This is a genomic window from Neisseria sp. P0021.S005, assembly GCF_051956955.1.
Genome location: NZ_JBQCWY010000370.1, coordinates 1 through 3,026, shown reverse-complemented (window position 1 = coordinate 3,026; position 3,026 = coordinate 1). Strand labels below are relative to the sequence as shown.

Sequence of the window (3,026 nt, the reverse complement as noted above, 5' to 3'; positions counted from 1 at the left end):
AATATATTTATTGAAATAGTAAAGGTTCTAGAAAGAGTTAAGAAACAAGATGAGGATTATGGATTCGAAGAAAAATTTAATTATATTTTAGAGTAAGTAAACCCTAATTACATTACGTACACAGGCTTAAAACTCCCCAAAGCCAATTAAGCAAGCCGTAACCCATATAAAACTTAAACTCAACAAGTAGCATGTGTACGGAACGTACGCATGCAGTTCTCAGGGTTTAAGCCAAGAGGGTCGTCTGAAACAACAAATACAGTTTCAGACGACCTTTCTTTCAACAAGCCACCACAGCAATCAGACAAAAGCAACCCACCGCCACACCCATATCGGTAGCACGGCCGGCAAAACGATTATCCGAAACGGCGGGGATACCACCCTCAAAGGTGCGCAGCTTATCGGCAAAGGCGTACAGGCAGATACGCGCAACCTGCATATAGAAAGTGTTCAAGATACTGAAACCTATCAAAGCAAACAACAAAACGCCAGTGCACAAGTTACCGTAGGTTATGGCTTCAGTGCCAGTGGCGATTACAGCCAAAGCAAAATCCGAGCCGACCATGCTTCGGTAACCGAGCAAAGCGGTATTTATGCCGGAGAAGACGGCTATCAAATCAAGGTCGGAAACCATACAGACCTCAAAGGCGGCATCATCACCAGCAGCCAAAGCGCAGAAGACGAAGGCAAAAACCGCTTTCAGACGGCCACCCTCACCCATAGCGACATTCAAAACCACAGCCGCTACAAAGGCGAAAGTTTTGGATTGGGTGCCAGCGTTGCCGTAAGCGGCAAAACACTGGGACAGGGAGCACAAAATAAGCCTCAAAACAAACACCTGACAAGCGTAGCGGATAAAAACGGCGCAAGTTCATCAGTAGGTTACGGCAGCGACAGCGACAGTCAAAGCAGCATCACAAAAAGCGGCATCAACACCCGAAACATACACATCACCGACGAAGCCACACAAATCAGACTGACAGGCAAAACAGCGGCACAAACCAAAGCCGATATTGATACAAACGTAACCACAGACACCGCCGAACGACATTCGGGCAGCCTGAAAAACGTATTTGACAAAGATAGAGTGCAAAGTGAACTGGATTTACAAAGAACCGTCAGCCAAGATTTTAGTAAAAATGTCCAACAAGCCAATACCGAGATTAACCAACATTTAGACAAACTCAAAGCAGACAAAGAAGCAGCCGAAACAGCAGCAGCCGAGGCATTAGCCAATGGCGATATGGAAACTGCCAAACGCAAAGCTCATGAAGCTCAAGATGCGGCAGCAAAAGCAGATAATTGGCAACAAGGCAAAGTCATTCTCAACATGTTAGCCTCAGGCTTAGCTGCGCCGACCCAAAGCGGAGCAGGCATCGCTGCGGCTACCGCATCGCCGGCCGTATCGTATGCGATTGGACAGCACTTTAAAGATTTAGCCGGTCAAAACGCGAATGGCAAACTAACCGCCAGTCAAGAAACCGCTCACGTTCTTGCTCACGCGGTATTAGGAGCAGCGGTTGCAGCAGCAGGGGACAATAACGCCCTAGCAGGAGCATTGAGTGCAGGTGGAGCGGAAGCAGCTGCGCCTTACATCAGCAAATGGTTATACGGCAAAGAAAAAGGAAGCGACTTAACGGTGGAAGAGAAAGAAACTGTAACAGCGATTACAAACTTATTGAGTACGGCAACGGGTGCGGCAGTGGGCAACAGTGCAACAGATGGAGTGCAAGGCAGCCTGAATGCGAATAGTGCGGTGGAGAATAATTATATTTCTTTCCCAAACAAAAATGACGCAATGCAATTTATTAATATCATCGCACCCTCTACTCCAAATTTAAAATTGAAAGTTGATGGAAACAATAGATTAGTCATTGATGGTTATCATTATGAAAATTTAGATGGTGTATTAACTTTGGTATCTGATAAAACAGGAGCACCAATTGTTTTACAAGGAAAAACTGTATTTGAAAATCTTTTAATTAGTAGCATGAAAAACCCTGATGAAAATAAATTTCCTATTACAGATAATTCGACACTATATGTTGATTCATATGCCAAAATGATTTGGGATCCAAGTGATTTTAATACACCAAACATGAATGATAATGCTCAAACAAATAAAGAATATCAGCATTTAGCAAATCGTTTACTTATTACACAACCTATAGTTGAACGTTTAATTTCTCAAAATTATACCCAAAATAGTGAAGAATTTGATAAGGCGGAAACAGAACTAAATTCAATCTTACATAAATATCGATATAATCGTTTAAAAGCTTTTTTAACATATGCAACACCTATAAAGTTGAAACAACAACAAGGTCGAAATTTGACATCTGAAGAGCATAATTTGCTGCAAGATGCAAATTTAGCAGCCCAATATCATGCTAGACTAAAGATGTTCTCAGATAATATTTATAAAAAAGGGATGAATGTACAGAGTGATATTCTAAAAGAAAAATTCCCACATCTAAAAGATAAAATTATTAGTGCAAATAAACCTGACAATTATACGGAAAATGGAAAAGTTGTAGGTTTAATATCAGATTTTGGAGCAGTAAAATTTATTATGTATACCAACCCAGAACAAAATCAAATATTGAAAACTAGATTTATTATCGAATAAATAGAAAGCCGTCTTATGTATAGTAATAAATTAATAACCCTGTTTTTTCTATTGCCTTTATTGTGCCATGCAGTTGAGTTTGATGAAACTCAATATAACGACTGTAAAGATAGAGCTATGTTATGTGTTGCTAGAATTTATTCTCCCAAAGGCAATAACTATAAATCTATGTGGTATGACGACAATGGCAAGTTAGCATTTATATCCTTTACTAATCAACAAATGGAAAATCAAGGTCACCCATCTCTAGCGATGTTTATTAGTGATGACAAAATATCTGATACCAATATTGATGAATTTTTAGCATCTTTCGATCCTGATAAATATCGAATATCTCATGATCCAAGATATAAATTTTTACCATTAGTATGTCAAACTCATTGTGATCCTTATTCTC

1 protein-coding gene and 2 pseudogenes are annotated in these 3,026 nt (G+C 40.0%); all 3 read left to right on the top strand.

What is annotated here, in order from left to right:
- A pseudogene (locus ACTHUE_RS14285) lies at positions 1–96 on the top strand (barstar family protein); the annotation flags it as partial.
- 211 nt (positions 97–307) lie between these two features.
- Positions 308–1,768, top strand: a pseudogene (locus ACTHUE_RS14280) (hemagglutinin repeat-containing protein); the annotation flags it as partial.
- Between the two features lie 876 nt (positions 1,769–2,644).
- A partial coding sequence (locus tag ACTHUE_RS14275) for a hypothetical protein (protein ID WP_440423818.1) occupies positions 2,645–3,026 on the top strand: 382 nt, incomplete at its 3' end.